General features: G+C 50.9%; 21 protein-coding genes and 1 tRNA gene. 13 read left to right on the top strand and 9 right to left on the bottom strand.

Annotated elements, in window-relative coordinates; translation table 11 throughout:
• Nucleotides 1-16: 16 nt before the first annotated feature.
• From sucD to ACO0LF_RS14300, 5 genes are all read left to right on the top strand, one after another.
• The gene (gene sucD, locus ACO0LF_RS14320; RefSeq protein ID WP_186947208.1) at nucleotides 17-898 is read left to right on the top strand and encodes a succinate--CoA ligase subunit alpha; all 882 of its coding nucleotides are present in this window, start codon (nucleotides 17-19) and stop codon (nucleotides 896-898) included.
• Between the two features lie 293 nt (nucleotides 899-1,191).
• Entirely contained in the window at nucleotides 1,192-1,998 is an 807-nt protein-coding gene (locus ACO0LF_RS14315) for a Stp1/IreP family PP2C-type Ser/Thr phosphatase (protein ID WP_423015003.1), read from the top strand.
• 29 nt (nucleotides 1,999-2,027) lie between these two features.
• Complete coding sequence (locus ACO0LF_RS14310) at nucleotides 2,028-2,639, top strand: FHA domain-containing protein (protein WP_423015001.1); 612 nt, start codon at nucleotides 2,028-2,030, stop codon at nucleotides 2,637-2,639.
• 708 nt (nucleotides 2,640-3,347) lie between these two features.
• Entirely contained in the window at nucleotides 3,348-3,809 is a 462-nt protein-coding gene (locus ACO0LF_RS14305) for a pilin (RefSeq protein WP_423014999.1), read from the top strand.
• Nucleotides 3,810-4,317: 508 nt separating this feature from the next.
• Nucleotides 4,318-7,344, top strand: a complete 3,027-nt coding sequence (locus ACO0LF_RS14300; protein WP_423014997.1) for a tetratricopeptide repeat protein — start codon at nucleotides 4,318-4,320, stop codon at nucleotides 7,342-7,344.
• Between the two features lie 35 nt (nucleotides 7,345-7,379).
• Here ACO0LF_RS14300 and ggt read toward each other — a convergent pair whose 3' ends face one another.
• The 7 genes from ggt to ACO0LF_RS14265 all read right to left on the bottom strand — a co-directional run bounded on the left by ggt (nucleotide 7,380) and on the right by ACO0LF_RS14265 (nucleotide 14,667).
• Nucleotides 7,380-9,146, bottom strand: coding sequence for a gamma-glutamyltransferase (gene ggt / locus ACO0LF_RS14295; protein WP_423014995.1), 1,767 nt, complete (start codon nucleotides 9,144-9,146; stop codon nucleotides 7,380-7,382).
• A gap of 137 nt (nucleotides 9,147-9,283) precedes the next feature.
• A complete protein-coding gene (locus ACO0LF_RS14290; RefSeq protein ID WP_423014993.1) occupies nucleotides 9,284-9,871 on the bottom strand; it encodes a 50S ribosomal protein L25/general stress protein Ctc in 588 nt (195 codons plus the stop codon).
• Between the two features lie 113 nt (nucleotides 9,872-9,984).
• On the bottom strand, nucleotides 9,985-10,947 hold the full coding sequence (locus tag ACO0LF_RS14285; RefSeq protein WP_186956001.1) for a ribose-phosphate pyrophosphokinase: 963 nt from the start codon (nucleotides 10,945-10,947) through the stop codon (nucleotides 9,985-9,987).
• Nucleotides 10,948-11,069: 122 nt separating this feature from the next.
• Nucleotides 11,070-11,146, bottom strand: a tRNA-Gln gene (locus ACO0LF_RS14280).
• 33 nt (nucleotides 11,147-11,179) lie between these two features.
• Complete coding sequence (gene ispE / locus ACO0LF_RS14275; RefSeq protein WP_423015315.1) at nucleotides 11,180-12,067, bottom strand: 4-(cytidine 5'-diphospho)-2-C-methyl-D-erythritol kinase; 888 nt, start codon at nucleotides 12,065-12,067, stop codon at nucleotides 11,180-11,182.
• Nucleotides 12,064-12,687, bottom strand: a complete 624-nt coding sequence (gene lolB / locus ACO0LF_RS14270) for a lipoprotein insertase outer membrane protein LolB (protein ID WP_423014991.1) — start codon at nucleotides 12,685-12,687, stop codon at nucleotides 12,064-12,066. The genes ispE and lolB overlap by 4 nt, the downstream gene beginning before the upstream one ends.
• A 105-nt stretch (nucleotides 12,688-12,792) precedes the next feature.
• Nucleotides 12,793-14,667, bottom strand: a complete 1,875-nt coding sequence (locus tag ACO0LF_RS14265; RefSeq protein ID WP_423014989.1) for a tetratricopeptide repeat protein — start codon at nucleotides 14,665-14,667, stop codon at nucleotides 12,793-12,795.
• A 110-nt stretch (nucleotides 14,668-14,777) separates the two neighbouring features.
• Here ACO0LF_RS14265 and mutM point away from each other — a divergent pair, with 110 nt between their 5' ends.
• The 6 genes from mutM to ACO0LF_RS14235 all read left to right on the top strand — a co-directional run bounded on the left by mutM (nucleotide 14,778) and on the right by ACO0LF_RS14235 (nucleotide 22,353).
• Nucleotides 14,778-15,599, top strand: coding sequence for a bifunctional DNA-formamidopyrimidine glycosylase/DNA-(apurinic or apyrimidinic site) lyase (mutM, locus tag ACO0LF_RS14260; RefSeq protein ID WP_423014987.1), 822 nt, complete (start codon nucleotides 14,778-14,780; stop codon nucleotides 15,597-15,599).
• A 102-nt stretch (nucleotides 15,600-15,701) separates the two neighbouring features.
• Nucleotides 15,702-17,639, top strand: a complete 1,938-nt coding sequence (locus ACO0LF_RS14255) for a dynamin family protein (protein ID WP_423014985.1) — start codon at nucleotides 15,702-15,704, stop codon at nucleotides 17,637-17,639.
• A 4-nt stretch (nucleotides 17,640-17,643) separates the two neighbouring features.
• Nucleotides 17,644-18,837, top strand: coding sequence for an A/G-specific adenine glycosylase (gene mutY, locus ACO0LF_RS14250; protein ID WP_423014983.1), 1,194 nt, complete (start codon nucleotides 17,644-17,646; stop codon nucleotides 18,835-18,837).
• A 59-nt stretch (nucleotides 18,838-18,896) separates the two neighbouring features.
• Nucleotides 18,897-20,363: an alpha/beta hydrolase gene (locus ACO0LF_RS14245; protein ID WP_423014981.1), complete on the top strand. Its 1,467-nt coding sequence runs from the start codon at nucleotides 18,897-18,899 to the stop codon at nucleotides 20,361-20,363.
• Nucleotides 20,360-21,190, top strand: coding sequence for an ATP-binding cassette domain-containing protein (locus ACO0LF_RS14240; protein ID WP_423014979.1), 831 nt, complete (start codon nucleotides 20,360-20,362; stop codon nucleotides 21,188-21,190). The genes ACO0LF_RS14245 and ACO0LF_RS14240 overlap by 4 nt, the downstream gene beginning before the upstream one ends.
• Nucleotides 21,190-22,353: an ABC transporter permease gene (locus ACO0LF_RS14235; RefSeq protein WP_423014977.1), complete on the top strand. Its 1,164-nt coding sequence runs from the start codon at nucleotides 21,190-21,192 to the stop codon at nucleotides 22,351-22,353. The genes ACO0LF_RS14240 and ACO0LF_RS14235 overlap by 1 nt, the downstream gene beginning before the upstream one ends.
• A gap of 113 nt (nucleotides 22,354-22,466) precedes the next feature.
• On the opposite strand, the gene ACO0LF_RS14230 is transcribed toward ACO0LF_RS14235, so the two are convergent.
• Nucleotides 22,467-24,650: a S41 family peptidase gene (locus ACO0LF_RS14230; RefSeq protein ID WP_423014975.1), complete on the bottom strand. Its 2,184-nt coding sequence runs from the start codon at nucleotides 24,648-24,650 to the stop codon at nucleotides 22,467-22,469.
• A gap of 127 nt (nucleotides 24,651-24,777) precedes the next feature.
• On the opposite strand from ACO0LF_RS14230, the gene ACO0LF_RS14225 reads away from it, so the two are divergent.
• Together ACO0LF_RS14225 and ACO0LF_RS14220 are read left to right on the top strand one after the other, a co-directional pair.
• Complete coding sequence (locus ACO0LF_RS14225; protein ID WP_423014973.1) at nucleotides 24,778-25,332, top strand: DNA-3-methyladenine glycosylase I; 555 nt, start codon at nucleotides 24,778-24,780, stop codon at nucleotides 25,330-25,332.
• 97 nt (nucleotides 25,333-25,429) lie between these two features.
• Nucleotides 25,430-25,888, top strand: coding sequence for a DUF4124 domain-containing protein (locus tag ACO0LF_RS14220; RefSeq protein ID WP_423014971.1), 459 nt, complete (start codon nucleotides 25,430-25,432; stop codon nucleotides 25,886-25,888).
• A gap of 64 nt (nucleotides 25,889-25,952) precedes the next feature.
• On the opposite strand, the gene ACO0LF_RS14215 is transcribed toward ACO0LF_RS14220, so the two are convergent.
• A complete protein-coding gene (locus tag ACO0LF_RS14215) occupies nucleotides 25,953-26,831 on the bottom strand; it encodes a peptidase (RefSeq protein WP_423014969.1) in 879 nt (292 codons plus the stop codon).
• Nucleotides 26,832-26,879 lie beyond the last annotated feature (48 nt).

Genomic DNA, 26,879 nt, shown 5'->3' with positions numbered 1-26,879 from the left:
ATCGCAAGGAACAGATATGTCCATCCTGATCAATAAAGACACTAAAGTCATCACCCAAGGTATCACTGGCAAAACTGGCCAGTTCCATACTCGCATGTGCCGCGACTACGCAAACGGTAAAAACTGTTTCGTCGCTGGCGTGAACCCGAAAAAAGCTGGCGAAGATTTCGAAGGCATCCCGATTTTCGCTAACGTATCTGAAGCTAAAGCGGCTACTGGCGCGACAGTTTCCGTTATCTACGTACCACCAGCAGGCGCAGCCGCTGCCATCTGGGAAGCCGTAGAAGCTGACCTGGACCTGGCAATTTGCATTACTGAAGGCATCCCTGTCCGTGACATGATGATGTTGAAAGACCGCATGGCTAAGTCCGGCAGCAAAACAAAATTGCTCGGCCCTAACTGCCCAGGTCTGATCACACCAGACGAAATCAAGATCGGCATCATGCCAGGCCATATCCACCGTAAAGGTCGTATCGGCGTGGTTTCCCGTTCCGGTACACTGACATATGAAGCAGTGGGTCAATTGACTGCACTGGGTCTGGGTCAGTCTTCTGCTGTTGGTATTGGTGGTGATCCTATCAATGGTCTGAAACACATCGACATCATGAAGATGTTCAATGATGATCCGGATACTGATGCTGTCATCATGATCGGTGAAATTGGTGGTCCGGATGAAGCCAATGCTTCTTACTGGGTACGCGACAACATGAAGAAGCCAGTTGTTGGCTTCATCGCCGGTGTGACTGCGCCTCCGGGCAAACGCATGGGCCATGCTGGCGCGCTGATCTCTGGCGGTGCTGATACTGCACAAGCCAAGCTCGACATCATGGAAGAATGCGGCATTAAGGCCACTAAAAACCCGTCAGAAATGGCGCGTTTGTTGAAAGCCATGCTGTAAGCAAGAGGCTGTAAAGCTGCTTTGCAAGAAAGAGTCGCAAATTTTGCGACTCTTTTTTGTTTATAGCGGGGTTTCTTGTGGATATCCGTGCAAATAGATTTCCTTAATGTTAAGCTTAAGCAAGATGTACAGTTCACAATTGAATTGTGATTGAATTCATGGTTAACCGCAGGCAGCAGCGCAAAAGAAGCAGAATAAAAAGCAGAAAAAGCGGCGAATGAAACCAGCCTGTGAATACAGGTTTAAAAATATTATAAATTTATACACTTCAGGATAATTCCCAGCGTTTATTGATGCCATACCAGCGTGTTCTAGAATTTGCCGCCCTGTCTGATACGGGCTTAGTCAGGTCGCACAACGAAGATGCCATCATCGTTTGTGCCGACTACGGCTGCGCCATTCTGGCCGATGGCATGGGTGGTTATAACGCCGGTGAAGTCGCCAGCGCCATGACGGCGCAAATCATTGCAGAATATTTATGCAGCAAGATGGATGCCATCTGGTTCCCTTCCATGGGGCCCCGGCCTTTGGCTATGGCGCGCTGGATTACCGAATCTGTTGAACTGGCCAACCGCAACGTGCTGTATGCAGCGCAAACCAATCCCGAATGCTCAGGCATGGGCACCACAGTGGTGGTGGCATGCTGTTTGCAAGACAAGCTTTTACTTGCACACGTCGGTGATTCACGTGCTTACCGCTTTCGTGATGGTATATTGAGTCGCTTGACTCAGGATCATTCTGTATTGCAGGAGCAAATCAATGCCGGTCTGATATCGGAAGAAGATGCGCGTTTTTCTTCCATCAAGAATTTGATCACCCGCGCTGTTGGTACGCTTGATGAGGTGCATACCGAGTTGCATACGCACCATACCGAAGAAGAAGATTTGTATCTGATGTGCTCGGATGGATTGACCGATATGCTGGAGCATGATGAAATCCAGAGTCTGATCAGGATGTATGGATCTGATCTTGATCGTTGTGCCGAAGCGCTGATAGACAGGGCCAAGGACAGAGGGGGACTGGATAATATTTCGGTAGTCTTGTTTGGCCTGGTTGGTGAAAAAAACAAGTCCTGGTTGCAAAGAACATTTACCCGGTAGTCCGGGGCTTATGAATTGATGAGAGATTTATGGCGAAAATTATCGTCACCTTTAATGGTCTGGTTCAGCAAGAAATCACTATCAGTAAATCACGCCTGACGATAGGACGGCGACCCAGCAATGACATTGTCATCGATCATCTGACGGTGAGTGGTCAGCATGCCGCAATTGATACTTCGTCGAATGGTTCTTTTGTTCTTGACCTGGGCAGTACCAATGGCACCATGGTCAATGGCCAACCGGTCAAAAAACATTTGCTGCAAGATGATGATGTTATCGACATCGGCAAATACAAATTAAGATTCCAGGTGGAGCAGTCTGGCAAACAGACTTTTGTGCCCGAGCCAGGTCAAGTGCAGCCACCAGCGATCGTCGACAAGCAAAGGGCCAAGATCAAGGTCATGAATGGCACGAATGTGGGTAAGGAGCTGACGCTTGTCAAAGCCGTTACGACCATAGGCAGCCCCGGTACTCAGGTCATTGCCATTACTCAGCAAGGCAAGGACTACGTGATTGCCCAGGTTGAGGGCAGTGCTGCGGCAACCGTCAATACCGTCTCCATCAAGGACAAGCCGCACACCTTGAAGCACGCTGACATGATAGAGATGTCGGGCACGAAGATGGCTGTCATCTTTTATTGAACAAGCCAGACTGGACCGTCCAGTAACATTTCTCTTTTTATATCTGATATACACTGGCTAGTTCGCCTTTGACAGCGACGCTCCAATGCGAGCTTGCTGGCAGGTAAGGGGAATATGAGTATAAGTACAAATATTCCCTTAACTATGTCAGACATGCATCCTGCTCCTGCTTGCCTGCTACTCACCTCTATTTTGACAGGGTAACAGCCACTGAAAGTGCCGCCATAGCCATTCGGTAGCTCAAGAGCAATAGATACCATCAGCCACCTTGAACCAGAATTTGTATTAAATAGTCAGTTTGTTATGACAGTTTTCCCCAGCGTATGAGGAGATCTGCGTGGCGACGCTTATTTTTATTTCTGTGCTACCTGTTCTGCGCGGCCAGACATCACCAACATTTGTTTAAACCTGCCATCTTGTATAGTAAATTTTTATTATTTACATAATAAAAATGCGGGGAAATGTAACTTAGGTTACAGGAGTGACATTCTCGTCAGTCATATTTATATTTTGACATAAGAAATGACAAAAAATTGCAAAGGGATTTTGGAAACTGTTGACGCATTTTGTCAGTTGCTCTGAGTAAACATCAAAAGATATCTATTTCCATCACAAAATGCCCTGCTTTTACTGTTTGCAAGGAGTTGGCACGGCGATTGCTTAAGAGAAAGCGTTGTTCCCGAATTTAACTTTTTATTGGAGTTCAAGATGAAATCTATCCCTAAACAGCTGCAACGCGGCTTTACATTGATCGAGTTGATGATTGTTGTTGCAATTATCGGTATTCTGGCAGCGATCGCTATTCCTCAGTACTCCGATTACACATCCCGTACTCGCGCTACTGGTGCAAGGGCTGAGATCGAAAGCACTTTGACAGGTATGGCTTTGTGCGTACAAGGTGACAATGGTGTTTGGACTAACTGCATAACAAGTGGTAGTAACGGTGTTCCTATCGTTGCAGTCACCAAATTCATGGCTACTACTCCTGTATTGGCTGCTGGTTCTGTGAGTTTCACTTCTACAGCAACAGTAAGTACTAGCGATACTACACAATTGGCAGGTGTTCTGACTGCATCTACAGTTGTTAACCAAGCTAACATGATCTGGTCTAACGCCGGTACTATCTGTAACGGTAACCGCGGTCTGAAAGTTGGTTCCGGCGGTTGCTAATCAATTAGCATAGCTGCACCCAAAAATGCCCTTCTATATGAAGGGCATTTTTTTATCCTCTTTTTTATCCTTTCTACGATTCTGGGTTCATTGCGGGTAAATTTTGCTGAGGAAATTTGCAGGCCAACATGGAGTATCCCTCAGGTGCTTGTGCATGAGTCTGCTCTCAAATCATGTTTGCTTTCTCTTTGTGCCGCTGTAGACCTTCTTGTAAGTAGCTAGAATCTGCCCTTACTGGAAAGTGGCCTGGATAATTGATCGCGTATCGCTAAGCAATTTTTTCCTGAGCCCATATTTAATCGTCCTGAATAGATAAATGTTCCAGGATGACATCGTCAATAGTAGTCTACTGCTCTTCCTCTTTCCTCTGTGTGCCCATATATTCGAAATATCAGGCTATTTTTATGAGCAGACTCATAGGAAATGAGTAAACTTGCTTGCTTCATGGAGAATGGGTATGGCATCCATAAACCTGTGATCTTGTAAATTTCAAAATGGGAGTTCGCTCATGCTGAGCTGGTTGAAGAAACGGTTTTCCCCGATAGAACAAAAGATATCTGAGGCTGAAAAAAAAGAAAAACAGACGGATATTTCTGTTCCTGAGACAAATAGCAAGCCAGAACCTGGCGCTGAGCAATTAGGTGACTTGCAATTCAAAGAGGGTAACTTGCCCGCTGCAGCCGCGTATTTTCAACAGGCACTCTCAATTGAGGCTACTAACCCTATCCTATGTAATAAGCTGGGTGATGTTTTTTATGAGCAGAACCAATATTCACTTGCTGAAGCACAATATCGTCGTGCTTTGGAATTAAAGCCGGATTTTCTGGATGCAGAGATTAATCTTGGTTTGTGCCTGGATGCCGTCGGGCGTTATCAGGATGCCCTGGCCTGTTATCAGCACGTGATACAGATGCAGGCGGATCATCACATCGCTTATTACAATCTTGCAGTGTCACAGACCTCGCTTGGGCATGTCGCTGAGGCACAGGCGGCTTACCAAAAGGCCCTGGATATCAGGCCTGAGTTTAGTCATGCACATTTTAATCTGGCCATTTTGCTACAGCGCCAAGGTAAATTAATTGACGCTGAGACGCATTACCTACAGACTTTATCCACTAATCCCACGCATTTTTTGGCTTGCTGTAATCTGGGCTTGCTATACCTGGCGAGGCGGGAGTATAGCAAGGCGCGTGAGAAATTATTGTTATCCTTGAACATCAATCCTCAGCATCTGGAGACGGTTTTCAATCTGGGCAAGCTTGCGCTTGATACTGAACAAGCAGATGCCGCCGTTGATTATTTTCAACGTGCATTGAACTTACACCCTGGGTATGCAGATGCAATACTTAGCCTGGGAGATGCTTATAAGATGCAGCACAAACTCGAAGAAGCAGAGGCTAGTTATCGTCAGGCGATAGATGTGCGACCAAAGCACCCTGCTGCTTATTGCAATCTGGGCATCACATTGCATGAGCAAAAACGATATGCAGAGGCGATAGAGATTTATGAGCAAGGCATAAGCAATGATGCGCAATCTGTCTTGCTTTACAATAATCTTGGCAATACTTATAGTTCTTTGAATCGTATGTCTGAGGCAGAGATTTGCTATCGCAAGGCATTGCAACTGGGTAGTAAGGCACAGGACATGGATGGTGCCATGGTGGGTGTCAGTAGTCAGGATCAGGTACCTACCTATTCAAATCTTGGCTTGCTGTACATGCAAAAAGCTGAGTACGACCTGGCACGTGAAAACTTTTTGCTATCTCTGCAGAGTAATCCCGGGCATATCGAGACTATCCACAATCTGGGCCTGACGGAACTTAAACTTGAGCACCTGGATGTTGCACACGCTTATTTCAGGCAGGTTTTGGAATCGCGCCCTGATTTTGTAGAGGCAATGATAGGTTTGGGTAATGTCTATACCAAGCAAAACTTGCCAGCAGAGGCGGAAGCGATTTATCGCCGTGCCATTGCTGTAAAAGTAAATAATCCAGCTGCGTATTGCAATCTGGGTGCGCTTTTATATGAACGCAAGCGGTGCATGGAGGCGATCGCGGTGTATGAACAAGGCATCGCCAATGATGCCATTTCTGTCACTTTATATAGCAATCTCGGTAATGCTTATAGTGCCATCAATCGTTTTGATGATGCTGAAGCTTGCTATGCCAAGGCTTTGCAGATGAGCAGTGAGGTGACAAAAGTCTATACCAACCTGGCAAATCTGTATGCTGGTCAAGGAAAATTTGATGAGGCAACCAGCGCCAGCTTGCATGCAGTCGAGCTTGCCCCGGATTTTGCTCAAACCTATAGTAATTTACTTTTTGCGCTTAATTATGATCCTGACCGCAGTGCAGAAGATATTTTCGCTGCCTATCAGGATTATGAAAAACGCTATGCACTCCACTACAAGAGCGAGTGGTCAGCTTTTAAAAACGATAGAGATGCTCAGCGACGCTTGAAAATAGGCTATATATCGCCAGATTTTTGCCATCATCCTGTCCAGTATTTTCTGGAACCTTTAATGAGCCAGCATGATAAAGCCCTGGTTGAAGTGTATGCCTATGCACAACTAAGCAAGGAAGATCATGTCACCAAACGCTATAAACAATATGCTGAGCACTGGGTCCCCACCGGCGGCTACAGCGATGATGCCCTGGCCCAGCGCATCCGTGATGACGGCATTGATATCTTGATTGATCTGGCAGGCCATACTGCCAATAACCGCTTGTCGGTATTGGCGCGCCGGCCCGCACCTGTGCAGGTGTCGTGGTTAGGATTCGCCTATACGACAGGTTTAACGGCGATAGACTACTACCTGACTGATCATATGAGTGCTCCGCCAGGTAGTGAGCACTTATTTGCTGAGCAAGTGTGGCGGCTCAATACGCCATTCATCGTCTACCGGCCTGCCCCCGGTATGGGTGAAGTCAGCCCCCTGCCGGCACTGACTGGTCAAAAAATCAGGATAGGTACTCTGACACGATCAATAAGAATTAACCATAAAACCATACGCACCTGGGCTGCCATCTTGAAGCGAATTGACAATGCTGTATTGGTCGTTGATAGCGCGAATTATCAAGATGCAGAATTACGCCAGGCGCTGATTGATAAGTTTGCAGCCCATGGTGTTGATGCCTCACAGCTGGATATTGGCTTTCATACGCCACCCTGGAATACCCTGAGGTCGCTGGATATAGGGCTGGATTGTTTTCCGCATAATTCCGGGACAACGCTGTTTGAAACTCTTTATATGGGCGTGCCCTTCGTCACGCTGGCGGGACGTCCCAGTGTAGGGCGCCTGGGCGGTAGCATATTAATTGCCGCAGGGCATCCAGAGTGGATAGCAAATACAGAAGAGGAATACGTGGAAAAAGTCGTGGCTTTGGCGCAAGACATTCCAAAACTGGCTGAGACAAGGTCAACTCTGCGCGAAGAAATGCAAAACAGTGCCTTGATGGATGAAGCTGGTTTCACCCGCGAAGTGGAAAGTGCCTATCGCGCCATGTGGCAGAAATGGTGTGATACTCCGGCCTGAACGGCAGCAAGCCATCCAGGCTGATTAAAGTAGTCTTAAAACCCTAGCGCACTACCGTCCGGATTGCGGGGGTCTGAGTATCCGGCAAAACCCTGTTCCAGTACTTGTATGGTCTGGGTTTTACCCAGGGTTCCTGTTGGACGCAGCACCTGGCCTTTTTGCTCCAGCAGACGCAGGGTATCGATGCTGATGCCTCTTTCATAGCGCAACTGATCCGGCATCCATTGCTGGTGTATGCGTGGTGAGATCGTGGCTTCGGCCACGTTCATGCCATGGTCAATGACATTCAAGATGGTTTGCAGTGTCGTCGTGATGATGCGGCTGCCGCCAGGGCTGCCGGTGACCAGGAAGGGTTTGCCATCTTTCAATACGATGGTGGGGGACATCGAGCTTAAGGGCCGCTTCCAGCCCTGTACCGCATTGGCATCACCGCCCAGCAAGCCAAAGGCATTCGGTACGCCAGCCTTGACCGAGAAATCATCCATTTCATTATTCAGAACGATGCCGGTGCCGGTGGCAACGATGCCACTGCCGAAGTTCAGGTTCAGGGTATAAGTCGTGGCCACCACATTGCCGAACTTGTCGGCCACGCTGTAATGCGTGGTCTGGTCGCTTTCATAGGGCAGGGGTTTGCCAGGTTTGATTTCGGCGGAAGGGGTGGCGCGGTCTGGTTGTATTTTCTTGACCAGCTCATCCGCATAGGCGCGCGAAGTCAGGCCCTTAAGGGGAACTTTGTAATAGTCAGGATCCCCCAGGAATTCAGAGCGGTCAGCATAGGCCAGTTTCATAACTTCGCTGAGTTGATGCAGGGTTTGCGCACTGTTGGCCCCTTGTTCTTTCAGCGGGTAGTGTTCCAGCATGTTCAGCATCTGTATGATATGCACGCCGCCGGAACTCGGTGGCGGCATCGATACGACTTCATAGCCACGATAATTGCCGCGCACCGGGATGCGTTCCACGGCCTTGTAATTCTTCAGGTCACTGGCAGAAATCAGGCCTTCATGCTGCTGCATTTCAGCGACGATTTTTTTTGCGACCGCACCTTCATAAAATGCTGATGGCCCTTGTTCTGCAATCAGGCGCAAGGATTGCGCCAAGTCTTTTTGTAGCAAGCGCTCACCTGCCTGCAAGGGCTTGCCATCCTTGAAAAAAATCGCCCGGCTGGCCGGCCATTTTCCCAGCTGGTTTTTACTGGAATCGATCAGCTCTGCCAAGTGTGGGCTGATCTCGAAACCCTGCTCGGCCAGGCGTATCGACGGGGCGATGACGTCTTTCCATTTCATGCTGCCATATTTGCGCAATGCCAGGTCCATGCCTGCCACGGTGCCGGGTATGCCGACGGCCAGATGGCTGTACAGGGATTTGCCGGAGATGACATTGCCTTTCGCATCCAGGTACATGTCGCGACTGGCTTTTTCTGGTGCCAGTTCACGGAAATCCAGAGCGATATCCTTGCCTGATTTGCTGTCATGAATCATCATGAAACCACCGCCACCAATATTGCCGGCGTTCGGCAAGACCACAGCCAGGGCAAAGCCAACTGCCACTGCCGCATCGACCGCATTGCCGCCACGCTTGAGTATCTCAAGACCCACCTGGCTTGCCAGCGCCTGCTCAGTCGCCACCATGCCTTGTCTGGCATAGACTGGGCTGATGATGGGATAGCTGGTGTCGTATTTGATGCCGGCAGCGAGTTGTGCCTGACTGACAGGGCTGACTACAGCGAAACACAGGGGGATGAGCAGACTCAGGTATAGCTTGCGGGAGGAAGAGGAGACGAAGGAGGAGGAGGGAAAGGGCATGCGAATAACTCCGGAAATCAGTGATGGCATAAATAGTAATACCAATTCTGACATGGCATGCGGATAAAGTATCCCGGGTCAACAAAATAAAAAAGCCGCCCGAAGGCGGCTTTCATCAATTTGCATGCAAATGCAAATTATTTTGCTTCAGCTTCTGCAGAAGTTGCGCCAGCTGGCACAACTGCGATAGCAACAGTAGCGTCGCCACCGTGTACAACAGCTGTCACGCCTTTTGGCAATGTCAGTTGAGATACGTGGATGGATTGACCGGCTTCCAGTTTGGACAGGTCAACTTCAACGAATTCTGGCAAGTCTGCTGGCAAGCAGGAAACATCCAGTTCAACGGCAACGTGGCTGATCACTGCAGAAGACAGTTTCACAGCTGGGGATACGTCAGCGTTGATGAAGTGCAGAGGCACTTTAACGTGGATTTTTTGGTTAGGATCTACGCGTTGGAAATCAGCGTGCAAAACCAGTTGTTTGTACGCATGGACTTGGAAGTCGCGCAACAATACTTTTTCTGCTTTGCCATCAACTTCCAGATCCAGAATGGAAGAGTGGAAGGCTTCTTTTTTCAATGCATGGTACAGCGCATTGTGATCCAGAGTGATGGCGACTGGTGCTTCTGTACCGCCGTAGATGATGCCAGGTGTTTGGCCAGCAAGGCGCAGGCGGCGGCTCGCTCCGGTCCCCTGTACATTGCGTGCAAATGCGATTACTTTCATGGTGTTACTCCAAAAAATGCAAAACATTGATTTGTTTTGCGGTATTGAGCCCCCGCGACCAGGGGCCCAGAAAATAGCCCTGCCATCTAACAGATGGCAGGGCCGGAAATGATTTAGTCCGTGAACAGGGAGATGACAGACTCGCCCTTGGTGATGCGACGGAAAGTCTCGGCCAGCAGGCTGTCGCAAGACAATTGACGAATCTTGGGACAGGCACGAGCAGCTTCAGACAGGGGGATGGTATCGGTCACGACCAGTTCATCCAGCGGTGATTGCGAAATACGTTGTATCGCAGGGCCGGACAAGACAGGGTGAGTACAATACGCCAATACCTTTTTGGCACCGCGCTCTTTCAATACTTCAGCTGCTTTGGTCAGTGTACCGGCAGTGTCTACCATGTCATCCATGATGACGCAGTTACGGCCTTCAACTTCACCAATGATGTTCATGACTTCAGAAACATTTGCTTTTGGACGGCGTTTGTCGATAATGGCCAGGTCGCAACCCAGGCGTTTTGCCAGAGCGCGGGCACGTACTACGCCGCCTACGTCAGGGGACACTACCAGCAAGTCTTCGTAATTCTTGGCAACCAGGTCGCCCAGCAAAATAGGTGAAGCGTAAATATTGTCGACAGGGATATCAAAGAAACCCTGGATTTGGTCAGCATGCAAGTCCATGATCAGGACGCGGCCTACACCGGCTTCTTCCAGCATATTGGCAACGACCTTGGCAGAAATCGCCACACGCGCAGAGCGTGGACGACGGTCTTGACGGGCATAACCAAAATAAGGGATGGCAGCAGTGATACGACCGGCAGATGCGCGTTTCAGGGCATCGACCATCAACATGATTTCCATCAGGTTGTCATTGGTAGGTGCGCAAGTGGATTGCAGGACGAAGACATCTTTGCCGCGGACGTTTTCATTGATCTCGACCATCACTTCGCCGTCAGAGAATTTGGAAACGTCTGCTTTGCCGAGGGGGATGCCTAGTTGTTTGGCAACACCGGCAGCCAGTGCAGGATTGGCGTTGCCAGTGAAAACCATCATGTTGTCATTTGCGCGCGCATTTGCCATGGCTGGGACCTATCGGCTGAGATTTTGTGGGTCTGGCTTATTTTGCATGGGTTTTATACAAAACAAGCCGCTGATAAAACTGAAAAAGCCGCCGCACAATCTATGCGGCGGCTTTAATTTAATGGCAGGGGAAGAAGGATTCGAACCTTCGCATGCCGGAATCAAAATCCGGTGCCTTAACCAGCTTGGCGACTCCCCTACACAACCGTTTTGCCTGTTTCCAAGTTCGCCGCTATTTTAGCGTTAAACCGGCTTCAAGCCAAATATTTTTCGATCCCAATTTTTTCGCCATCGGGTGGCGGCTCAGTGCTTTTGCTTTCCATGATACCCAGCGATCCGATACTTGCTGTAACACTTGCTCAGCTGCTGATTCTTCAGCAAAAGCGCAAAAAACGCAAGCCCCTGATCCTGTCATCTTTGCATCGCCGTATTGTGAGAGCCATTGTATGGCTGCATCAACTTGCGGAAACAATGCGCAGGCAACTGTTTGCAGATCGTTTTTCCAAGTTTGCTTTGCATCACCAGGAAAGTCCGCTATTCTGACGGGCTTCGTGTCTCTTGTCAACTCCTTTGCCGAAAAAATTGCAGGCGTGGGGACTTGTACACCCGGTTCCAGCACCACAAACCAGACCTCTGGCGTTACCAGGGTTTGCAATTCTTCACCCACGCCTTCAGCAAAGGCATTTTCACCAAACAGGAAGAAAGGCACGTCGGCACCCAGTTGCAGTGCCAGTCGCATCAATTCTTCTCGCTGCAAGCCGGTTTCCCATAAGTGATTCAGGGCCAGCAAAGTCGTTGCTGCATCGGATGAACCGCCACCCAGACCGCCGCCCATGGGTAAATGTTTGCGCAGTGTCAGATTGGCACCAAGCGGGCAGCCTGTATGGTTTTGCAATAAGCTGGCAGCGCGGACGATGAGGTCACTGTCGGCAGGCACGCCATCTATTTCATTGGTCCGGCAGATCTGGCCATCGGCACGTACTTCCACATCCAGGTAATCGCAACGGTCTATCAGCTGGAAAGCGGTTTGCAGCAAGTGATAACCGTCGGCGCGGCGGCCAGTCACATGGAGGAAGAGATTCAGTTTGGCCGGGGCCGGGCAATTGTCGAGTCGCTTCATTTCCATTCATTCACCACGATGCGGATAGAGACATCACCTGCTTGCTCAGTATATCTTTGCAAGTCTATACGTTTGGGAAAGCTGGGCTGTTCATGCCAACTGGCGTAACGCAGTTTCCAGCCCTGAATATTCAGGGTCTGGTCTTCTGCCTTGACGGCGACGGTCTGTTTGCCATCGATGGCGACAAAGCCTTGCAACCAGTCACGCAAACCTGCTACTGGCAAAGTCCAGCCCAGGGTATCTTGCAAGAGTTGGTCGAGGTCGCTGGCGCTGCGCGTGCTCTTATCATTGAGTTCCAGTGTTGCCCCTAGCGCATTCTGGTTGATGCGGGCCATGACCTGACCCAACTGCGACAACAGATTGATACGTATGCCCTGGGCATCCTGTTCCCATTCAAAACTGCCAGGCAGGCTTTGTGGCTTGTTAGCTTGCTGGTATTGTATGGAGATCTTGCCGCTGATTTGTATCTGCGGCTGGTATTGCCGGGTATTCGCTGCCTGAGTGCTGGCTGTCAAGGGATGCGGTGCTGGCACCTGGCTATGCAGGCTGGCACAACCGGTATTGAGCAGTGTTAAAAAAAGGGCAGAAGCCACAAGCTTGAAATGAGTAGAAGATGGCATGGGGGCTAAGTTGATTCAGTAGGTATCGTATAAATTGTATGGCAGAGTATCAATAAATAAGGCGGACAGTATCTGTCCGCCTTGGCATCAAACCTAGTACATCAATCAGGGTTTGACTTTTAATCTTTCCAGTGTTGATTTCAGGGTTTGATTATCCGGGTCTTTTTTCTGGGCATCGCGCCAGATTTTTTTTGCATCATCTTTCTGCCCCTTGGTCCACAAAACCTCACCCAGATGGACGGCGATCTCGGCGTCAGGGCGCATTTGATAAGCGCGGCGCAAAGCCTGTTCGGCTTCGTCATACTTGGCCAGCCTGAACTTGACCCAGCCCAGGCTATCCAGAATGAAAGGATCATCCGGCGCCAGTTGATTGGCTTTTTCTATCAGGGTATTGGCTTCGTCGAGTTGTACATTACGGTCGGCAAAGGAATAACCAAGGGCATTGTAGGCATGCTGGCTGGTCGGTGCCAGCTCTATGACTTTACGCAAGGATGTTTCCATGCCGTTGATGTCTTTTTGCGACTCAGCCAGCATGGCAAAGTCATATAGCAAATCAGGATTATTGGGTTGCTGCTTGATGCCTTCTTCGAGCACGGTCTTGGCCTGCTCTGGCAGACCAGCATCACGCAAGAGCTGTGCTTCTGATTGTATCAACTGAATTTGCTCAGCTTCATTGCTGGCCTTGATTTGCTGTATGAAGGCACGTGCTTCCAGCAGCTTGCCCTCTTTGGCCAGCAAGAAAGTGCGGCGTATCTGCACATTGAACCAGGCCGGGTTGCGGCCGTCGTAAGCTTCGACCTGGGCCAGCCAGTCTTGTGCCGCTTTATAATCCTTGCGTTCGGCAGCGATGCGCGACAGGTTCACCAGCGCGGTCGTCGGATCACGTTCTTCACCAGACTTGCCATCCAGGGCTTTCAGGTATTGCAGGAAATAGGCTTCAGCTTTTTGCGCCTGATTGCGCTCCATTGCCAATACACCCAGAGTATAGATGGCACTGACATCGTCGGGTTTATCACGCGACAGGGTTTCAAACTCATGGGTGGCCTGATCGAGTTGCTTCAGGTCTATCAGGATGCTGGCATAGGCCAGTCTGACATCGCGTGCAGTCGGATTTTTTACCAGAAAGGCAGATAAGGCCTTGGCTGCCTCAGGCTGTGGTGATGCCTGGGCGATTGTCAGCACGGCCAGTTGCGAATCCGGCTTGTTCTTCAAGACTGCCTGTGCCTCAGTAATGGCGCGCTGGTTGTCGGCCTTGGTATAGGCACCCTGGGCCAGGGCCATATGTGCATCAGTACTATCTTTATAGGGTTCGAGCAGGGTTTCCAGAGTGCTGAAGGCAGCGTTTTTATCGCGTGCACGTGACAGCAGACGCTGGGCTTGCAACATCGTCACACCCAATTGTTTGGGGTCGGCGGCCTTCAGCTTCTCGGCATAGACGCTCTGGATTTCCGCCAGGTTATTGTTCATGACCATGAAGCCCAGGTAATACTGGGTAGCTTCGTTGGAATTCGGTGCCAGTTCGCGCCACAGGCGCACAGCTTGCAGGGCTTCCCCCGATTGCTTGGCAGACAGGGCGATTTCAGCGGCGCGTCGTGCAAGGCGGGGATCGCGGGTTTGCTGGGCAACCGAGTACAGGGTGACATAAGCCCCTTGCCAGCTACCGCGCTGGTAGGCAACTTCAGCGGTAATGATTTTGTAGAATAATTCTTCTGACAGCGCCACTTCCGGCAATTTGTCTTCGTAGGCTGGCGGACTGCTGACTCCGTGCAGGGTTTGCTCTGCAGACAGGGCCGCCTGGGCCGCGTCGCTGACATGATGGGTGTCATCGACAGCCTGGCTACTTTGCTTGCCTACGGTCGCACATCCGCTGACCAGTGCCACACTTAAGAGTATCGTTGCGGGCCGCCATAGCGAAGCCGTGATAGTCGATACGATAGCGGATACAATAGGCTTGAATAATAATGTAGGCAGTGTTTTCAAAACGAGTCCGGATTTGACGTTGATAACTGATTTTACGCTGAAGCTGGAGAACTGTGGGTTCTGCAGCGCTTATACACTGTGTCAAATTGTAATGGTAAAAGTTCCCCTCCATGCCAGAATTACCTGAAGTAGAAGTGACACGTCGCGGCGTAGCGCCGCATCTGACCGACAAGCAAGTCACCGATGTGATTTTGCGTCGTGCTGGCCTGCGCTGGCCCTTCCCGGCAAATTTAGCCGACTTGTTAAGTGGCCAGCGCATACTGGCGACCGGACGCCGGGGTAAATATCTTTTATTGCATTTCCAGCATGGTACTGTGCTCATCCACCTGGGCATGTCTGGCCATTTGCGCGTGCTGGATAAAGACGTGCAGCCAGCAAAGCACGACCATATTGATATAGTGGTTGGTGATTTTGCCTTGCGCATGACCGACCCGCGCCGCTTTGGCGCCGTACTCTGGCATGATGCCGCCGATGGTGACCTGGAAGAGCATTTATTGATACGTCAGCTCGGTGTAGAGCCGCTGGAGGCGGGGTTTACCGCAGAATTATTGTATAAATTGACCAGAAACCGTAGTGCCCCCATCAAGCAAGTCTTGCTGGCCGGGGACATTGTGGTCGGTGTTGGTAATATTTATGCATCTGAAAGCCTGTTCAGGGCTGGCATAAATCCTAAAACTCAGGCTGGACGCATCAGTCTTAAGCGCTATACTTTATTGGAAGCGGCCATACGTGCCACCCTGGCTGCAGCGATAGAGCAGGGCGGTAGCACACTCAAGGATTTCATTGGTGTGGATGGTCAAAGTGGCTATTTTCAACAATCTTATTTTGTGTATGACCGCACAGGCGAGCCTTGCCGGGTCTGTGGCGAGCCCATAAAACAGATAAAACAAGGACAACGTAGTAGCTTTTATTGTGCAAAATGTCAGAAATAAACCCACAAATATGGCTGAAATGTAAGCAAAATTCGATTTACACGTATTTTTTTAACGCTTCCATATATACTTGGAATATCAAAAAAGTTAACTGAGGGGAACATGAGCAATCTGGTTCAGAAATTCCAGGAGTACAGCGACTGGCGCAAAGGAGTGGTCAAAGCGCTGGAGCAGTACCGGTCATGGATACATGGATCGGATATGGCCGATGCCGCCAGTGATCAGCGTATTGCACGTCTGATGGAGCGTCTGGTTGACGACAAACTGTCCATCGCCTTTGTTGCTGAATTTTCACGCGGCAAGTCCGAACTCATCAATGCCATCTTCTTTGCTGATTATGGTCAACGCATATTACCGTCATCTGCTGGTCGCACCACCATGTGCCCGACCGAGCTTTTGTATGACGACACTATCCCGCCTTGCATACGCCTGTTGCCTATAGAAACCCGTGCCGAAGCGCAATCGACCAGTGAATACAAGGGCCAAAGCCATGTCTGGACGGTGCTGCCGCTGAATATCAATTCCGGCGACGGCATGCTGGAAGCCTTCAAGCAAGTCAGCCTGACCAAGAAAGTCAGCATAGACGTGGCCAAGCAATATGGCCTGTTTGATGAAAACGACCCTGATGCACCGCTGGAAGTCGATGAAGATGGCCTGGTAGAAATTTCTCAATGGCGTCATGCCATTATCAATTTCCCCCATCCTTTATTGAAAGAAGGCCTCATCATCGTCGATACGCCGGGCCTGAATGCCATAGGTACCGAGCCTGAACTGACGCTGAACCTGATCCCGAATGCGCATGCCGTATTGTTTATCCTGGCCGCTGACACTGGCGTGACCAAGAGCGATATCGATGTCTGGCGCAATAATATAGGCAATGGCCCAGGCCGCATGGTTGTCCTCAATAAGATAGACAGCATGTGGGATGAATTGCGCACACCGGAAGAAGTGGAAGCGCAAATCGTCCGCCAGATCAGCACCGTTGCCCATACCCTTGGTCTGGAAGAAAAGCAGATTTTCCCTATCTCGGCGCAAAAAGGCCTGGTTGCCAAGATCAATAAAGATGCCCCTTTGCTGGCCAAGAGTCGTCTGCCTACGCTGGAATATGCCTTGTCCAAGGAGTTGATACCAGCCAAGCAAAACATCATACGTGCCCAGCTGACTTCAGAAATCAATGAAATCATCCATGCCCAGCAAGCGGTTATTTCTGCCCGCAGCCGCAGCATGGTTGAGCAAATGATGGAATTGAAGAGCTTGCGCGGCAAGAATATGAACGTCATCGAACACATGATGAAGCGTATTGATGCCGAGAAAAAAGAATTCGACGCCAGCCTTTTACGCATGCAGGGTACGCGCTCAGTCTTCACTCGCCTGTCTACCGAGGTCTACACCAGCCTGGGCATGGATATCCTGCGTGAAGAAATCCGCAAATCGCGTGAAGCCATGGAAAAGAGCAAATTCTCTATCGGCCTGCGTGAGTCTGTGCGCCAATTCTTTGCCCAGGTGAAGCTGAACCTGCAGACATCCAACAGAAAGACCGATGAAATTTCGGAAATGATGACGGTCATGTACCGCAAGTTCTCGACTGAGCATGGTCTGGCCCTGTCTGCACCTATGTCATTCTCGCTGGATAAGTACATCAAGGAAGTCGAAGCCATAGAAGGCGTGTACCAAAAGCAATTCAGTACCGCCACTTTGCTGACGACACCGCAAGTCGTCCTGATGCACAAGTTCTTTGATTCTGTCGCCGCCCGCGTCAAGCAAAGCTTTCTGCAAGCCAACCGCGATGTCGAAGCATGGCAAAAAGTCGTCATGGCACCGCTGGAAGCACAGATACGTGAACACAAGGGCCAGTTGAAAAACCGCATGCAGTCGATACAGCGTATCCATGTGGCGACCGATAGCCTGGAAGACAAGATAGGTTCTTTTGAGAGCTTGCAGGCAGATATCGATGCACAGAAAAAAGCCCTGACTGATCTGGAAGACAGCCTCAAGACAGCATTGAATGCCGAATTGAAGGCACTCAGGGTAGCTGCCTGACACAATGAAGTCCACAGTATCAAGTAGCAAGGCTGGCCCGCAGGGCCAGCCTCAGTTTCATGCTCAGGTTGAGCCTCAGCCTGCCAAATCCCCGTACTTTGATCCCAGTTTTTCTGCCGCGCTCATTGCCTGGCAAAAGCAACATGGCCGCCATGGCTTGCCCTGGCAGCAAAGCCATGAAGCTTATCGTGTCTGGCTGTCTGAAATCATGTTGCAGCAGACTCAGGTGACAGCGGTCATTCCTTATTACCAGCGTTTCCTTGAGACTTTTCCTACCGTGTTTGACCTGGCTGCAGCGCCGGTCGAGCAAGTCATGGAACACTGGAGTGGGCTGGGTTATTACACCCGCGCCCGCAATCTGCATCAGTGTGCCAAACAGGTAGTGGAAAAATACCAGGGCAAATTCCCGGCTGACCCGGCCTTGTTGCAAGAGCTGCCTGGCATAGGCCGTTCTACGGCAGCGGCGATCACGGCATTTTCTTATGGCACGGTGGCCGCAATTCTGGATGGCAACGTCAAGCGAGTATTTGCCCGTGTGTTTGGCATAGATGGTTACCCCGGCACCAAACCAGTTGAAGATAATATGTGGCTGCGCGCCCAGGCTTTATTGCCAGCGCAAGACATAGGTGCCTATACCCAGGGCCTGATGGACCTCGGTGCTACCTTGTGCTCTCGCAGCAGCCCCAAATGCCAGCTATGCCCTTTCCAGTCGCGCTGTGTGGCCTATGCCCAGGACCGGACAGCCGAGCTGCCTGTGCGCAAGCCCAAGAAAGCCCAAAAAGAAAAACAGGCCATCATGTTGTTACTGCAAGATGGCGCTGAAGTTTTGCTGGAAAGACGGCCACCCACAGGCATCTGGGGCGGTTTATTGTCACTGCCAGAGCTGGCAGGCATGCAAGACTGCCAGGATGCTGCTTTCTCTGTCGATGCACAAATGGCGACCGTGCGCGCTCAAGCGAGTCGTTTTGGCGAGATTGCCAGCATCCAGGTCTTGCCAGTGTTTGCCCATGTGTTCACCCATTTCAAATTGCACATCCTGCCGGTGCAGGTGCAGCTCAGCAAGCGACATTTGCAAATCGCGGAAGCCGATCATGCCTGGCATCCGCTCAGTGATGCTGCGCAACTGGGTTTGCCTGCACCTGTCAAGACTTTGCTGACGAATCTCGGTACACAGGCCAGCCTGGCATTTACTGAATAAACAATTACGCTTAGACTCCTGATTTTGCAATTCGCATCATTGCTTTTCAGGAGACCACTTTGAACCAAAGATTCATGCTCGGGCTCGTGTCCGGGCTGGCACTGTGCAGCAGCATGGCGGCTTATGCCGCCGCCCCTGCCACCACCAAGGCTTGTCGCTTGCCAGACTTCCCCCAGGAAGTGCAGTGCGGGCAAATACAAAGGCCACTGAACCCGGCCCAGCCGCAAGGCAAGCAGATAGACATACACTATGTCGTCGTGCCCTCGCAAGACAGGAACAAACTACCGGATGCCGTCTTCCTGCTGGCCGGTGGGCCTGGGCAAAGTGCCATCAATGTCGCCAGTTGGGGCACAGCCCTGATGTCGCGCCTCAACCGTCGTCGTGACCTGGTGTTTGTCGACCAGCGCGGTACAGGGCGCAGCGCGCCGCTGGAATGCCCTGCGCTGGAAAAAGCCGATGAAGTCTTGTCCCCAGAGCAAAAAATCAAACTGACCGATGATTGCATGCGTCAGTTGCAAACCCTGCCTTATGGTGAATTGCAATACTTCAGTACCAGCATCGCCATGCAAGACCTGGAAGCGGTACGCCTGAAGCAAGGCTATGGCCGTATCAATCTGGTGGGCGCTTCGTATGGCACCCGTGCCGGACTTGAATATTTACGGCAATATCCACAATCCGTGCGTCGCGTCGTGCTCGATGGCGTGGTGCCGCCGAGCATGCGTCTGGCGAGCTCCGATGCGCAAAAGGCGCTCGATGCCCTGTTCCGCGATTGTGAAAAAGAAGTCGCCTGCAATACCAGTTATCCTGACCTGGCAAACCGCTGGAAAAAACTGCTGGCCAGCCAGCCACAAAAAATCAGCCTGCTACACCCGCGCCTGGGTACACCCATCAAGTTTGATATGACGCGCGATGGTTTGCTGGGCCTGGTGCATAAAACCCTGTACAGCCCCAATTCGCTGGCCGCCTTGCCCTATGCACTGACACAGGCAGAGCAGGGTAATTATGCGCCCTTGATTACCATGAGTGGTGCTACCAGCTTGCCCGGTCCTGGCGGGATTTCTTATGGCATGCATTTATCGGTCTGGTGTGGCGAAGCCTTTGCCCAGTCAGCGAATTTACCTGCCAGTGATGATTTTGAAAAACTCATGGCTGAGATGTATACCCAGGCTTGCAAAAAATGGCCACGTGCCGAGATACCAGCGGGCTTCTTTACCATCCCTAAATCTGCTACTCCCGCCTTGCTACTCAGTGGCGGCATAGATCCGGTCACCCCCAGCAGGCACGGTGCAGAAGTGGCCAAGGCACTGGGCCCGAATGCAGTGCATGTACAGATAGAAAACACTGGTCATGGTTTGCTGGCACAAGGTTGTGTGCGCGATGTCGTGCACCGCTTTTTGAATGCCAAGGAAGACAGCGAAGCCATCAAGGTTGATACCGCTTGCGTGCGCCAGATTCCACGCGCCCTGGCCTGGCAGGCGCCGACGCCAGCTTCTGCCAATAAAGCTGGCAAGGAGGCCAAGCCATGATTATCGTTCATGACTTGCACAAAGAATTTGTGCGCCTGGGTAAATCCTCAGGTAATGCCCTGGTCCAGACTGCGCGCAGCCTGGGCTTGATGAAAAAAAACCGTGAAGTGGTGAAGGCGGTCAGTGGCGTCAGTTTCAGCGCTCAGGATGCCTGCATCACCGGCTTGCTGGGTGCCAATGGTGCAGGCAAGACCACCACGCTGCGCATGATTGCTGCCCTCTTGCAAGCTGATAAGGGCGACATCAAGGTGGATGGCACGGCCGTCAAGGCGGGTACATCTGCCACGCAATCGCAGATGGGGGTCTTGTCAGATGCCCGCGGCCTGTACCCACGCCTGACCGCCAGGGAAAACATTCATTACTATGGGCTCTTGCATGGCATGGATGCCGGGCACGCCGAGCAACGTACCCTGCAACTGGCGCAATGGCTGGACATGGATAAATTGCTGGACCGCCGCACCGATGGTTTCAGCCAGGGTGAGCGCATGAAAACTGCGCTGGCCAGGGCATTGGTGCATGATCCCAAGAACATCATCCTGGATGAACCCACCAATGGGCTGGACGTGGTGGCTACCCGCGCCCTGAGAGAATTCCTGCGCTTCCTGCGTTCACCCGAAGGCGGCGGCAAGTGCATTATCTTCTCTACCCACATCATGCAGGAAGTAGAACGCCTGTGTGACCAGGTCGTCATCGTGGCCGACGGCAAGGACGTGGCCCATGGCACTGTCGATGATTTGCTGCAGCAATCTGGTGAAAACAATTTCGAAGATGCATTCGTCAAACTGGCATTTTTGCATCCACAAAAATCCCTGGCAGGAGTCAATTGATGAAAGCCACTTTAGCTATCTTGCGCAAGGAATTGCGCGATGCCTTGCGTGACCGTCGTACCCTGCTGGTGGCCCTGATCAGCTCATTGCTGGGTGTGCCACTGATGCTCTTGATTTTTTCCGTGGTGCTGACGCAAGTGGAGTCACAGGAAGAAAAACGCAGCGTACTCGTCAAGGGTATAGAGCATGCGCGTGGCCTGGAAAATTTCATACAGCGCCAGGGGTATAAAATCAAAACTGCGCCCGATGATTATGCAGCCAAATCACAAAGCAAGGAACTGGATCAACCTGTTTTGCTGATCCCAGATGACTTTGATGAAAAGCTGGCTACAGGTGACAAGGGCACGCTGGAAATTGCCTTTGATACTTCGAATCGTCAGGCAGAATTTGGGGTGCGCCCGCTGCGTCGCTTGCTGGACGGCTATTCGCAAGAGGTTGCGACCATGGGTCTGGCCATGCGTGGTGTCTCCACAGAATTATTGCAGCGCATAGATGTGCGTGAACGTCATATCAAAAAGCCGGAAGAACGCAAAGCCACCATCACCACCATGCTACCCATGATGGTCTTGATGGCCATCGTGCTCGGTGGCATGTATGCTGCCATTGATACCACGGCGGGCGAGCGTGAACGTGGCTCGCTGGAACCGCTGATGATGAATCCTGTCACCGGCTGGCAACTGACTATCGGTAAATGGGGGGCCGTTGCCATCGTCGGCATGGGGGTGGTGGTGCTGACCATAGGTAGTTTCTTCCCCTCGCAATGGCTGATCCATAATGAAACCCTGCGCGCTGAATTCCAGTTCAATTTCAAGGATGCTTTGGGTTTCCTGCTGGTCTTATTGCCGCTGGCGGCCAGCATGGCAGCGATACAGATAGCGGTCTCGCTCGATTGCAAGAGCTACAAGGAAGCCCAGGTGCGTAACCAGATGGTGACCATGTTCATTCCCTTTGTTTCTTTGGTTCCCATACTTTTCCCTGGCCGTGAACCTGCCTGGTTCCAGTGGGTGCCCGTGCTGGCGCAAAACCAGATGATGAACCAGGTATTAAAGGGAGAAACCATGAGCACAGTGGCAGTCGGCATTGCCTTCCTGGTGTGCGCCTTGATGAGCCTGGTCAGCCTGGCTTATATCTCGCAAAAAATGCGCAGGGTAGTCATGCATTGAGTGCACAGACTGTGTGGCCAGATGTTAAATGCATGAGTAACTGGGGCATTCCCTGGACAAAGAAAAAGCGCACCGTGGTGCGCTTTTTCTTTATTTACTGAGCTTATCTGAGCTTATCTGAACTTTGAATTCACTTTCAGCAATTTGTTGTTACGCCATGGGCGCGGTTCCCTGTCCTTGACAGTATCAAATGCTGCCGGTGGCGGGGCAGGGCTGAATGCTGTAGTTGGGCATGCGCCGGTGCTGGCATATTTCAGGGCAGCTGACAGGCGTGGTTCATTTTGATCACCTAAAGCATAATTTAAACTATCGGATACCCGGCAAGTCGGCGTGAAGCCATTCGTGAAATCCCCCTGATTCAGCGCATTCACACCAGAAAACTGGATGGCAAAATAGGCCGTATTACAGTTATTGGTCTGGATAAAACCATAGGGTTTGCCGCAAGTGGTGTCGCCGATCAAAATCACGTCCATGAAGGGTTTCAGGCCATTGATGACAGATTCACTGGCCGAGCAAGTGTTACTGCCAGTCAGGATAAATACGCGTGGCAGATTAAGTTGCGGCAAGGGACGATAGTAGGAGTCTGTATCGTAGAAATACGAAATATTATCCGCAGTCGCGTCAGGATGTTTATCGTTGAACTGCAATTTCTCAAAGACATTGTTGACTGCCTTTTTACCGGCGATCATGGCTGCCAGCTCATTGGCAATGTACAGGTAACCGCCACCGTTATAACGCAAGTCCAGGACCAGGTCACTGATGCCCGCCTGCTTGAACTGGGTGATGGTGTTAACCAATGGGGTCTCTGCCGTGCGTATATGGTCAGTAAACACCATATAGCCTATTTTTTTGCCATTCACATTCAGTACCTGGTTTTGCAAGACCGGGGCAGTCGTGACTGTGGTGGCTGTCATCGTTACCGGGCGACTGGAGAAGGAACCGCTATCCTGGATCTGGAAGCTATGGGTTTCTGCCTTGACCGGGTAGATGGCATCATATTGCGCATCATTCAGGTAAGAACTGATAGGGGAATTGTCTACGCTGACCAGGGTTGCGCCACGCTTGATCTGTGCCTTGTCGGCAGGCGAGCCAGGTTGCACATAACGTACCCGTATGGCACCACTATCGCGGGTCAGGCTAAATCCAAAGCCAACATCAGCACCGGTCTGGAAATAATCATCAATACTGCCTTGCTCGGAAGTAAAGCTGAACCTGTCCTTGGATTTGACGATCAGTGCCTGGAAATAATCCTGCGGCGTGCTATATAAGGATTGCGGTACATTGATGATATCTTTGTACCACAGATAGACATCATCCAGATGCGCGCGCACCCAGTTTTTCTCGCCTGCTGGCGTGCAAATATTGGCCAGGCTGTCTGGGTTGCCATATTGGCTTGTGGTAGTTTGATTAAGGTCATTGCCACTGACACCGATCAGGTCCAGGGCGGCGGACGTAGAGCTGCTGGTGACTGCGGCGGCAATGGCCATGTTCTTGGTGATATTGTCACTACGCGTCAGATAACTCAGGCCTTGTTGTACCGCAAAATAATTGGCGACATCAAGCTTGTTATTGAGTAATGAGGCAACCCAGGACCAGTTGGGGTCATTGGCGGTGGCGCGCGCGGCAACCAGCACAGCCCTGACGATACTCCCCTTGGAAGCACCTTTGTTGAGCTGGCTGGACCAGTAATCGACTTCCGCCGCATTGGGCGCAGTGCTGCCACTACGGCTCAGTACATTTTTATAGATCAGGCGGATAAAGTTATCATTCGTGATATTGCTGGTATAACCAGTCAGTTCTGGTGATTGCGCAGCAACCAGGTAAAAGCTTTCGGCAATTTGCGCTTCATTCGCGCCAGCATTCACCTGGTCTATCCAGTAAGCCAGGCCATCTGCATCTGGTACACAATTAAAGAAGGCAATGTACAGGTCGATCAGATTATTCAATCCTGTGACGGACAAGGTTTTGGCCTTGTCAGCGATCGTCAGATTGACGCGGAAATCGGCAAATTGCAGTACCTTGATACTGGCGTCTACGGTGGTTGCTGGTTTGCTGGCGGTAGTATCAAGTACAACATAAGTCGAGCCCAGGCGGGTGATCCTGTAGTTTTGACGCTTGCCAGCAAACTGCATGACGTCTGCGCTGACTGGTGCGGCCTGTATCAAAGGGGCTGGCGAAACGCTGACTTGTTTGGCATCCTGACTATTATTGCTACTACTGCCACCACAGGCGCTCAAGACCAGGGTTACTGCGGACAAGGCCAGCAGTTGCTTACTGCTTTGCTTAAAACTCAACATGGTTATTCCACTATCTGATGACGAAAGACGATTCTAAGATAAATAAGTAGAATGTCAATTTGAATTGAAAATTTTTGTTAAAAAACCTTTTCCCACATCATATCCTACTCTATTTGGCTTTTTACATATGAAGACACGCTGCAGCTGGGCCAATCCCTCTAATCCCTTGTATTTGCATTATCACGACCATGAATGGGGCCAGCCCTGTCATGATGAAGTACGCTTGTTTGAGATGCTTAATCTGGAGGGCGCACAGGCAGGCCTCTCCTGGGAAACCATACTCAACAAACGTGAAAACTATAGAGTAGCCTTTGATGGCTGGGATGCCAAAAAAATTGCCAGTTATGATGATGCCAAAGTCGCCAGCTTGCTGGGCAATGCGGGCATAGTCAGGAATCGCCTCAAAGTCGCTGCAGCCATCACCAATGCCAAAGCATATTTGCGTCTATGTGAAGAGAAAGGCAGCCTGGATGCCTATCTGTGGGCTTATGTCGATGGCAAGCCCATCATCAATGGCGGTGAACGCATCATCACCACAGAATTATCAGACCGTATCTCCAAAGACTTGCTGAAACGTGGTTTCAAGTTTGTTGGCTCTACCATCATCTATGCCTATATGCAGGGTATAGGCATGGTGAATGACCATGCGACTGACTGTGCCTGGCGCAAGCATAAGAAGTAAGTTCATTTCCTGACATTGACCCGGCATATGACTTCCGGCATTTGTCAAAGCAAATCAGCTCTGTTATTGTCTAATACTTAGTAAAAAGTTGGTAAAAATGAAGCAAATTACACCCAAACTGCGCTTGCAGGCCGCCTGCCTGAGCCTTTTATTCATCGCCCATGCAAGTCATGCAGAAATTTATAAATGGGTAGATGCCAATGGTAAAACACATTATTCCGAGAAAAAGGATGATGCTGGCAAAGCCAAGGTAGAAGAAGTAAAAGTCAAAGGCTTGCCTGAGTCGACCAATACCGCTCCCTCGCAAAGCTGGCAAGACCGGGAAATTGAATTCCGCAAGCGCCAGGTGCAAAAACAGGAAGCCGATGCCAAGGCAGCCAAGGCGAGTGAAGCCAAGCCGCCCGCCGCCCCTGACTATCACCAGGAAACCGATGCCTCACGTTGTGCCCTGGCCAAAGACATTCTCAGTGGCAAGGCTGCTCATGGAAATGGTGCCAAGACCGATGCCAATGACAGGACCATCGCTGAGCGGGATAAGAGTATGTTTTGCCATTAAGTCAGGTCTTTGTATCTGAGGCTATATGATACAGGGGGCTTTGGCTTAGCCCCTGTTGACGCTCTTAAGCCTGCTTATTGTCGTCGGGCTGCTGCGCCAAAGACTGCAAAGGCGCAGGGCTGTTTACCGTATCCAGCAACTCAGCTGGCACGGCCACGCGCACAGGTTTGCTGTGCATATTGGTGGCTGACAAGACATTGCCCTGGGCTTCGGGGCTGGCGTTCCAGACTGGGTCGTCTATGCTTTCAAAAACCGACTTCAATTGCTGGCCCCAGGTATTGCGTATCATCTGGAAATACTGGTTTTTTTCATCGATGGTGACGAAGTGGGTGATGGCCAGTTTATTGTCTTCATACACCAGCAAATCCAGCGGCAGGCCCACCGAGATATTGGAGCGCAAGGTGGAATCCATAGAGATCAGCGCGCACTTGGCCGCTTCATCCAGTGGCGTGGCCGGTGTCACCACACGGTCGAGTATGGGTTTGCCATACTTGGCTTCGCCGATCTGGAAATAAGTATTTTCATTATGAGATTCAATGAAATTACCGGCAGAATAAATCTGGAACAAACGGCAACGCTCGCCCTTGATCTGGCCACCAAAAATCAGGCTGACATTAAAGTCTATGCCAAATTCTGAAAGTGACTTGGCATCGCGGTGATACACAGTGCGCACGGCCTCACCCAGGATGCGTGCAGCCTCATACATATTCGGTGCAGTCCAGATGGTCTTGCCAGCAGCATCGACATGCTCGGACACCAGCTGGCGTATGGATTGTGAAATCGACAAATTACCCGCAGTCATCAACACCATGGTGCGATCACCCGGGTTTTCAAACACTGACATCTTGCGGAAAGTGCCCACATGATCGACGCCAGCATTGGTGCGCGAGTCGGAAAGAAACACTAGCCCGGCGTCTAGGCGCATGCCAATACAGTAAGTCATAGTGCGGATTCTTGTTCTGTCGAAACTTGAATTCTACCCGAAAGCAGG

The organism is Undibacterium sp. Di27W (assembly GCF_049340345.1).
Taxonomy (GTDB): domain Bacteria; phylum Pseudomonadota; class Gammaproteobacteria; order Burkholderiales; family Burkholderiaceae_D; genus Undibacterium.
Note: the sequence above shows the minus strand (reverse complement) of the source record. Positions and strands in the feature narration are given on the sequence as shown.

What these genes read in the sequence shown, in the direction of transcription:
- sucD (WP_186947208.1), top strand. Translation starts at nt 17, where the DNA reads ATGTCCATCCTGATCAATAAAGACACTAAAGTCATCACCCAAGGTATC.
- ACO0LF_RS14315 (WP_423015003.1), top strand. Translation starts at nt 1,192, where the DNA reads ATGCCATACCAGCGTGTTCTAGAATTTGCCGCCCTGTCTGATACGGGC.
- ACO0LF_RS14310 (WP_423015001.1), top strand. Translation starts at nt 2,028, where the DNA reads ATGGCGAAAATTATCGTCACCTTTAATGGTCTGGTTCAGCAAGAAATC.
- ACO0LF_RS14305 (WP_423014999.1), top strand. Translation starts at nt 3,348, where the DNA reads ATGAAATCTATCCCTAAACAGCTGCAACGCGGCTTTACATTGATCGAG.
- ACO0LF_RS14300 (WP_423014997.1), top strand. Translation starts at nt 4,318, where the DNA reads ATGCTGAGCTGGTTGAAGAAACGGTTTTCCCCGATAGAACAAAAGATA.
- ggt (WP_423014995.1), bottom strand. Translation starts at nt 9,146, where the DNA reads ATGCCCTTTCCCTCCTCCTCCTTCGTCTCCTCTTCCTCCCGCAAGCTA.
- ACO0LF_RS14290 (WP_423014993.1), bottom strand. Translation starts at nt 9,871, where the DNA reads ATGAAAGTAATCGCATTTGCACGCAATGTACAGGGGACCGGAGCGAGC.
- ACO0LF_RS14285 (WP_186956001.1), bottom strand. Translation starts at nt 10,947, where the DNA reads ATGGCAAATGCGCGCGCAAATGACAACATGATGGTTTTCACTGGCAAC.
- ispE (WP_423015315.1), bottom strand. Translation starts at nt 12,067, where the DNA reads ATGAAGCGACTCGACAATTGCCCGGCCCCGGCCAAACTGAATCTCTTC.
- lolB (WP_423014991.1), bottom strand. Translation starts at nt 12,687, where the DNA reads ATGCCATCTTCTACTCATTTCAAGCTTGTGGCTTCTGCCCTTTTTTTA.
- mutM (WP_423014987.1), top strand. Translation starts at nt 14,778, where the DNA reads ATGCCAGAATTACCTGAAGTAGAAGTGACACGTCGCGGCGTAGCGCCG.
- ACO0LF_RS14255 (WP_423014985.1), top strand. Translation starts at nt 15,702, where the DNA reads ATGAGCAATCTGGTTCAGAAATTCCAGGAGTACAGCGACTGGCGCAAA.
- mutY (WP_423014983.1), top strand. Translation starts at nt 17,644, where the DNA reads ATGAAGTCCACAGTATCAAGTAGCAAGGCTGGCCCGCAGGGCCAGCCT.
- ACO0LF_RS14240 (WP_423014979.1), top strand. Translation starts at nt 20,360, where the DNA reads ATGATTATCGTTCATGACTTGCACAAAGAATTTGTGCGCCTGGGTAAA.
- ACO0LF_RS14235 (WP_423014977.1), top strand. Translation starts at nt 21,190, where the DNA reads ATGAAAGCCACTTTAGCTATCTTGCGCAAGGAATTGCGCGATGCCTTG.
- ACO0LF_RS14230 (WP_423014975.1), bottom strand. Translation starts at nt 24,650, where the DNA reads ATGTTGAGTTTTAAGCAAAGCAGTAAGCAACTGCTGGCCTTGTCCGCA.
- ACO0LF_RS14225 (WP_423014973.1), top strand. Translation starts at nt 24,778, where the DNA reads ATGAAGACACGCTGCAGCTGGGCCAATCCCTCTAATCCCTTGTATTTG.
- ACO0LF_RS14220 (WP_423014971.1), top strand. Translation starts at nt 25,430, where the DNA reads ATGAAGCAAATTACACCCAAACTGCGCTTGCAGGCCGCCTGCCTGAGC.
- ACO0LF_RS14215 (WP_423014969.1), bottom strand. Translation starts at nt 26,831, where the DNA reads ATGACTTACTGTATTGGCATGCGCCTAGACGCCGGGCTAGTGTTTCTT.